6 protein-coding genes and 1 pseudogene are annotated in these 6,808 nt (G+C 69.8%); 2 read left to right on the top strand and 5 right to left on the bottom strand.

The genetic code is table 11. The features are described from left to right. Positions 1–779, bottom strand: a 779-nt coding sequence (locus PHC73_RS10085; RefSeq protein WP_300127499.1) for a DEAD/DEAH box helicase, incomplete at its 3' end; no start/stop codon positions are given. Between the two features lie 289 nt (positions 780–1,068). On the opposite strand from PHC73_RS10085, the gene PHC73_RS10080 reads away from it, so the two are divergent. Then, entirely contained in the window at positions 1,069–2,217 is a 1,149-nt protein-coding gene (locus PHC73_RS10080) for a M48 family metallopeptidase (protein WP_300127497.1), read from the top strand. Between the two features lie 13 nt (positions 2,218–2,230). On the opposite strand, the gene PHC73_RS10075 is transcribed toward PHC73_RS10080, so the two are convergent. The 4 genes from PHC73_RS10075 to cbiB form a co-directional block, all read right to left on the bottom strand. Continuing rightward, positions 2,231–3,277: an MBL fold metallo-hydrolase gene (locus tag PHC73_RS10075; protein WP_300127494.1), complete on the bottom strand. Its 1,047-nt coding sequence runs from the start codon at positions 3,275–3,277 to the stop codon at positions 2,231–2,233. A gap of 129 nt (positions 3,278–3,406) precedes the next feature. After that, the gene (locus PHC73_RS10070) at positions 3,407–4,345 is read right to left on the bottom strand and encodes a cobalamin-binding protein (protein WP_300127491.1); all 939 of its coding nucleotides are present in this window, start codon (positions 4,343–4,345) and stop codon (positions 3,407–3,409) included. A gap of 59 nt (positions 4,346–4,404) precedes the next feature. Continuing rightward, on the bottom strand, positions 4,405–5,394 hold the full coding sequence (gene cobD / locus PHC73_RS10065; protein WP_300127489.1) for a threonine-phosphate decarboxylase CobD: 990 nt from the start codon (positions 5,392–5,394) through the stop codon (positions 4,405–4,407). Next, complete coding sequence (gene cbiB, locus PHC73_RS10060) at positions 5,387–6,331, bottom strand: adenosylcobinamide-phosphate synthase CbiB (protein ID WP_300127486.1); 945 nt, start codon at positions 6,329–6,331, stop codon at positions 5,387–5,389. Before cbiB ends, cobD begins: the two co-directional genes overlap by 8 nt. Before the next feature lie 173 nt (positions 6,332–6,504). Between cbiB and PHC73_RS10055 the strand changes: the two are divergent. Next, a pseudogene (locus PHC73_RS10055) lies at positions 6,505–6,808 on the top strand (AAA family ATPase); the annotation flags it as partial.

The raw sequence follows: 6,808 nt of genomic DNA, 5'->3' as shown, positions 1-6,808 counted from the left end.
TGCTTGGTGCGGGTGAACACCAGCGCCTGGAACCACTGCTTTTCCTTGATCAGGTGGGCGAGCAGTTCGCGCTTGTGCTTCTGGCCGACCATGTAGACGGCCTGGTCGACGCGTTCGGCGGTGGTGTTGCGCGGCGCCACTTCGACCGTGCCGGGGTTGTGCAGCAGGCCATGTGCCAGCTCGCGGATCTCGTCCGAGAAGGTGGCCGAGAACAGCAGATTCTGGCGCTTCTTCGGGAGCAGCGCGAGCACCTTGCGGATGTCGCGGATGAAGCCCATGTCGAGCATGCGGTCGGCTTCGTCCAGCACGAGAATCTCGACGCCGGACAAATCCAGCGTGCGCTGGCCGACGTGGTCGAGCAGGCGGCCAGGGGTCGCGACGAGGATGTCGACACGCTTCTTCAGCGCGCTGATCTGCGGATTGATGTTGACGCCGCCGAACATCACCAGCGAGCTCAGCGGCAGGTGCTTGCCGTAGGTCTGCACCGACTCCTCGACCTGGGCGGCGAGTTCGCGCGTCGGCGTCAGGATCAGGCAGCGCGGGCGGCCCGGCGGATGCGGGTGGGCGTGGGTCTGCGACAGGATGTGCAGCAGCGGCAGCGTGAAGCCGGCGGTCTTGCCGGTGCCGGTTTGGGCTGCGGCGAGCAGGTCGCCGCCCGCGAGCACCTGCGGGATGGCCTGGGCCTGGATGGGGGTGGGGTGCGTGTAGCCCGCCTCGCCGATGGCGCGCAGGATGGGTTCTGCCAGCCCGAGGCTGGCGAAAGTGACTTGGGAATTCATTCAGTGGTTTCCGGCGCCAGGCCGTCGCGCTTCGTGGCGACACCAATCCGGACTGGCGGGAGAGATCCGTGGCAGGGTGCCGCCGGATCGTTGGGGGAACTGCCGCGATCGATCGGTCAACTCGCGGCGAACCGGCACTATAGAGGCTTGCTGCGGGGGAAGCGAGCATTTTGTGCAATGCAGCGCACGTCGGCCGACCGCTCGTCGTGGGGAGTCGCCATGTCACGGTCGATACCGGACCCAAGCTCAACTGACGTATAGTTACAAATTCGCTCTAAAGGCGTCATTCATGTCCCTCTCCGTCCGTCCCCGAAGGCTCTTTGCGCTGCGATTCAGGCTCGCCCGGCAATTGACCTTGGGTGCGTTGGCCGGCTTGGGCACCTTCGCTGCACTGACGGCGGCATTTGCGGCCTTGACGCTTCATGCCCTGGGCAGCAGTTGGGCCGCCATCAATGCCGGAGACCCCGTCGTTTCCGGCCTCTGGAGCTTGCTGGCCGTGCTGGCGGGGCTCGCGACGTGTGCGCTCGGGGGGGTGCTGTTGAGTGCGCCGCCTCGGCCCGAGGGAATCCGCCTGCCGCGCAGGGCGGCCGAGGATCTGTTCGCCCTGCTCGACGACACGGCCGCGCGCCTGGGCATCGACCCGGTGCGCCATGTGTTCGTCACCGATCACATGAACGCCCATGTCGCGCAGCGGCCGCGCTGGGGTTGTGTCGGGCCGCTGCAGACCTGCCTGATGATCGGACTTCCGCTCGTTCACAGCCTGTCGCCGGCGCAGTTCGGCGCGGTCCTGGCGCACGAGCTGGCCCACCTGGCCGCGCAGCGGCAGGGTTGGGGTGGGGTCGGCGCGCATCTGCGGGCGTGGTGGGTGCGTACGATCGATCGTGCCGTCGATCGCTTCCCCTGGTTCGACGCGACGCTCGAACGGATGACGCAGCGCTACTGCATCACGATGCTGCGCCTGGCGCGAATCGAGGAGTTCGAGGCCGATGCGCTGGCGGCGAGCCTTGTCGGTCATGGCCTGATGGGGGATGCCCTGGTCGAAGTGGGACTCAAGACGCGCTTTCTGGAGCGCGACTTCTGGCCCCATGTCGATGCGCACGGTTCCCGCCGTCGTCGGCCGCGGCTGCGCCCGTATCGCGACCTCGCACTCGGCGTGCAGGCCGGCTTCACGCGCACGGTGTCCGAGCATGCAGTCGCGCTTGAAGAGGCCGGCGGCGAGCGCTTCGCCCTCCATCCTTCGCTGCACCAGCGCCTCAGCGCACTCGGCGTGCGTTGTCGCGTGCCCGAAGGTGAGGTCGTCTCGGCGGCTGAACGCTACCTGGCGCCGCTGCTGCCGAGCCTGGCCTGGGTGTTCGATCGCGCCTGGTGGCGCATGGCGCGCGAGAATCGCCGGCAGCGCCGCAATCGCGCGCGCTACGAGATGGTGCGCGAGGACTGAGCCCCGCCAGGGGTCAGAAGGCTTCCTTCTCCGCCTCGAGGTAGGCGAGGCTGACGTACTTGCCGATGTTCGAGTCGAAGCCTGCCGTGTCCGACGCCTTGCCGGCCACGCGTGGGTCCTTGAGCACGGCCTCGCGCGCGCTCGCCATGTCGCGCCCGTCCTCGACGGCCTTCACGCAGTTCTCGTAGATGCCCTCGAACAACTCTCGATTCCACTTCAGCACCTCGGCGCTGGCGTGGCCGTGTCCCGGCACCCAGATCTTCGATGGTGCACTCTTCTCCAGCGCGTCGTAGAAGCGGAAGGTGCCGACGTAGGAACCGTCGTCCATGTTGGCGATGCGACGGTCCATGGCGATGTCGCCGACGTGGGTCAGCGCGTCCTCGACCACCTCGATGCAGATGTCGCCCGGCGTGTGGGCGACGCCGTAGTGATGGATGCGCAAGGTGACGTCGCCATAGTCGAAGCTGGCGCCGTGCTCGACCGTGTGATTGGGGGCGACGATGCGCGTGCCCGCGGTGGCCTGGTTGGTCCATCGTTCCATCAGGCTGTGCCACATGCTGCCCTGCACGCCTTCGATTTCCTTCTTCGTCACCGGATGGGCGTAGATCGGCAGGTCCTTGCCGAAGGCATCCTCGAAGGCGTGGTTCGCGAGCCAGTGGTCGCCGTGGTAGTGGGTGTTGAAGATCGCCACCACCGGCTTGTCGGTGACGGTGCGGATCATGCGCAGCGCCATCTCACCGATCTGCACCGAGCCGCCGGGGTCCAGCATCACCACGCCTTTCTGCGTCACGACGAAGGTGATGTTGCTCATCATCCCCAGGTTCTCGGGGGTGGGAAAGCCGTCCTTGGACCAGATCATCCACACGTGCTCGGACAGGCGCTGGGGCGCGATGTCGGGCACGGCCGGGCCGCGGATGAAGTCGTGCAGGTCGGCGGCGAAGGCTGACAGGTCGGCCCAGTTCGCAGTCAGGCCGACGCCGGCCGCGCCGGCAAGCCCCATCTGCAGGAAGCGCCTGCGCGAGATCGTGATCGGGGGCGGGAGCGGGGTGGGTGTGCGCATCGGAGTCTCCTGCTGCGGTATGGAGCGAGTGCGCAGAATATTAACGAAAACTGATCGATCGTGCCGGATGCGTCCGTCGGTCGGGACGGGACTGCATCCGGCGTTGGGGCCGCGGTGGTGGGCCCTGCCTCACTGTCCGGCCGGCGCAGGCGCGTCGCCGCGGCGCACGCGCACCGTGTCGAGCTGCTCGCACAATTGCGTGGCACCGTCCAGGATGCGCGGCGTGTGGCGCTGCAGGATGTCGGGCGGGATGAAGAACAGGTTGCCGCCGGCGTTGGCCCTGAGGTCGGGCCAGCGCTTCCACTGATCCAGCCATTCCGGGCGGGCGACGCCCATGCCGCTGGCGACGATGGCCTCCGGGTTGGCCGCCAGCACCGCCTCGACGCCGACGGTCGGGGCCAGCGTGCCTAGCTCGCCGAAGACGTTGCGTCCGCCGCACAGGCGGATGACGTCGGCGATCAGGTGTTCGTCGTTGACGGTCATCAGCGGCCGGTCCCAGATCTGGTAGAAGGTGCGCACCGGCGGGCGCTCGCGGTAGCGCGTGGCCAGTGCCGCATGGCGCGCGCGGAACGCCTGCGCAGCCTCGTTCGCCGTACCTTCCGATCCGGCCAGTTGGCCGATCTGTTCCATGCTGCGGGCGACGTCGTCCAGGCTGCGCGGCTCGTTGATGAACACCGGGATGCCCAGTGCACGCAGGCGGTCGAGGTGCGTATCGCGGTTGCCGCTGCGCCAGGCGACAACGAGGTCGGGGCGCAGTGCCGCCACCGCCTCCAGGTCCACCTTCGTGTAGCCGCCCACCTGGGGCAGCGCCTTCGCCTCCGGCGGGTAGTCGCTGTAGGCCACCACGCCGACGACCGCGGGTCCGGCGCCGGCGGCAAAGAGCAGCTCGGTGATGTGCGGCGCGAGGCTGACGATACGCTTGGCCGGCGCTTCCAGCCGCACCGCGTTGCCGGCGTCGTCGGTGAGCTCGATGGCTGCGTTTGCGGTCTGCGAAAGGGCGGCAGCGACGCACAGTGCGGAAAGGGCGAAGCTGCGGGCGGGACCGAGATGGCGTGAGGGTCGGTTCATTGCGTGGAGTCCGTTGCGGTTGTCGGGGACGGGCGTCGAAAGTCTTGCCCGCTCGTGTCTCACTGTTCCCTGAGGCATTCCGCCAGGGCCTGCTCCAGGCGCGCCCAGCCGGCATCGTCAGCCGGCAGGCCGAAACGCAGCGAAGCGGGCTGCTCGAACAGGCGGACGAGGATGCCGCGTCGCGCCAGCGCGTCGTGCAGCTGCGCCGCGTCGGCGCGCAGCACCGATTTGAACAGGGAAGGTCCGCTTGCGGTGCCGAGTCCTGCGGCGTTCAGCACCTGCGCGAGGCGCTCGCCCTCGTGGGCCAGCCGCTCGCGCATGGCTGCCTGCCAGACGGTATCGTTCAGGGCCGCGCGCGCGACGTGCCGTGCCGGCCCGCCGATCGTCCATGGGCCGAGGCGTTCCTCGAGCCGCGTGCGCACGGCGTGGGGGCCGAAGACGAAGCCGACCCGCGCGCCGGCGAGGCCGAAGAACTTGCCCAGCGAGCGCAGCACCACCAGTCCGTCGGCGCCCGCGAGCGGGGCGAGGCTGGCCGCCGGCGTGTCGTCGATGAAGGCTTCGTCCACCACCAGCCAGCCGCCGCGGGCAGCGAGCCGGGCGTGCCAGTCGAGCAGCCGGGTGCGCTCGAACTGTGCACCGGTCGGGTTGTTGGGCTGCACCAGCACGACGATGTCGCTCTGGTCCACCGCGGCCTCCGCGGCGTCGGTGTCGGCCGTGAAGAAGCGCGGCTGGCGCTCGCGCCAAGCATGGGCGTGTTCCGCGTAGCTCGGCACCAGCAGACTGACGCGCGCACCAGGTAGCACCGAGGGCAGGGACTGGATCGCGGGTTGAGAGCCGGCGACAGGCAGCAGCGCGGCGCTGCCATAGTAGGCCGTGGCCGCAGTCTCCAGCCCGTCGTCGTCCTCGGGCAGGCGGTGCCAGGCCGATGCGGGCACCGCCGGCACCGGGTAGGCGTGCGGATTGATCCCGGTCGACAGGTCGAGCCAGTCGTCCAGCGGAATGCCGTAGCGTTGCGCCGCGCGGCGCAGGCGGCCGCCGTGCTCAAGCATGGGGTAGTCCCGTGAAGTGCAGGATCAGCGCGACGCTGGTGGCGACGGCCAGCCACAGCAGCGCGCCGCGGTGCACCAGCGCGATGGCGGCGCGGATCGAGCCGGCATCCGGTGCCGGTCCTTCGCCCAGCGGCGGCCGCTCCTCCCATTGGCCGTGGTAGAGCGCGCCGCCGCCCAGCGCCACGCCGAGGGCGCCGGCGCCGGCGGCCATGACCGGGCCGGCGTTGGGGCTGTCCCAGGCCGGCGCCTGCAAACGCCAGCAGGCGAGCGCACGGCGGGTGTTGCCGAGCAGGGCGTAGGTCAGCGCGGTCAGACGCGCGGGCAGGGCGTTGAGCACGTCGTCGATGCGCGCGGCGGCCCAGCCGAAGCGCAGGTAACGCGCCGTGCGGTAGCCCCACATCGCGTCCAGGGTGTTTGCCAGCCGGAACAGCAGCGCACCGGCGGCGCCGCCGAGCAGGAACCAGAACAGCGCGCCGAACACCGCGTCGTTGCCGTTCTCCAGCACCGACTCGGTGCCAGCGCGGGCGACGCCTGCGGGATCGAGTTCGCGCGTGTCGCGGCTGACGATCCAGCCCACGCGCTCGCGAGCGGCGGCTAGATCGCCCGCGGCCAGCGGCGCTGCGACGGCTTCGGCGTGCTCGGCCAGGCTGCGGCCGCCGAGGCTGAAGTAAAGCAGGGCGACATCCACCGGCCAGTGCGCCAGCGGATGCGCCGCCCTCGCCATCAGCGCCAGCCCCACCCACGGCAGCACTGCGAGCGCCCACGCCAGCAAGCCGGCGAGGCGATGCTCGCCGACGACGCGGCGCACTGCGTCTTCGACCGAGCGTGACCAGCGGCCGAAGCCGACCAGCGGATGGAAGCGGCGCACCTCGCCGAACAGGCGGTCGGCGAGCAGGCCGGCGGCGAATTTGGCGACGAGGATCAGGGCAAAGGACATGAACGGGAGGAGTCGAAATCGAAACGCGATGCTGCACTGCCGCGAAGGCGGCGCGGGCGTGGGGTGCCACTGCTGGACCGGTTCGCGCGCCTGCCTGTCTCCAGCGTTCGCGCTTACGGCCACGCGATCGGCGATAATCCGTCCCCCAAACCGAGGACCCCGGATTCTACGCCATGTCTCCTCCGATCACCCTGATGGTGCAGGGCACCACCTCCGATGCCGGCAAGAGCACGCTGGTCGCCGGCCTGGCGCGCGCGCTGCACCGCCGCGGCCTGCGTGTGGCGCCGTTCAAGCCGCAGAACATGGCGCTGAACTCGGCCGTGACCGTCGATGGCGGCGAGATCGGCCGCGCCCAGGCGCTGCAGGCGCTTGCCGCCGGCGTCGAGCCCCACACCGACTTCAACCCGGTGCTGCTCAAGCCCTCGAGCGACATCGGCGCCCAGGTCATCATCCACGGCCGCGCCGTCGCCAGCCTGT

The sequence above is a fragment of the Immundisolibacter sp. genome (assembly GCF_028696615.1).
Classification (GTDB): domain Bacteria; phylum Pseudomonadota; class Gammaproteobacteria; order Immundisolibacterales; family Immundisolibacteraceae; genus Immundisolibacter.
Note: the sequence above shows the minus strand (reverse complement) of the source record. Positions and strands in the feature narration are given on the sequence as shown.

Bases quoted from the DNA above. Each gene is read 5' to 3' on its own strand.
- PHC73_RS10080 (WP_300127497.1), top strand. From the start codon at position 1,069: ATGTCCCTCTCCGTCCGTCCCCGAAGGCTCTTTGCGCTGCGATTCAGG.
- PHC73_RS10075 (WP_300127494.1), bottom strand. From the start codon at position 3,277: ATGCGCACACCCACCCCGCTCCCGCCCCCGATCACGATCTCGCGCAGG.
- PHC73_RS10070 (WP_300127491.1), bottom strand. From the start codon at position 4,345: ATGAACCGACCCTCACGCCATCTCGGTCCCGCCCGCAGCTTCGCCCTT.
- cobD (WP_300127489.1), bottom strand. From the start codon at position 5,394: ATGCTTGAGCACGGCGGCCGCCTGCGCCGCGCGGCGCAACGCTACGGC.
- cbiB (WP_300127486.1), bottom strand. From the start codon at position 6,331: ATGTCCTTTGCCCTGATCCTCGTCGCCAAATTCGCCGCCGGCCTGCTC.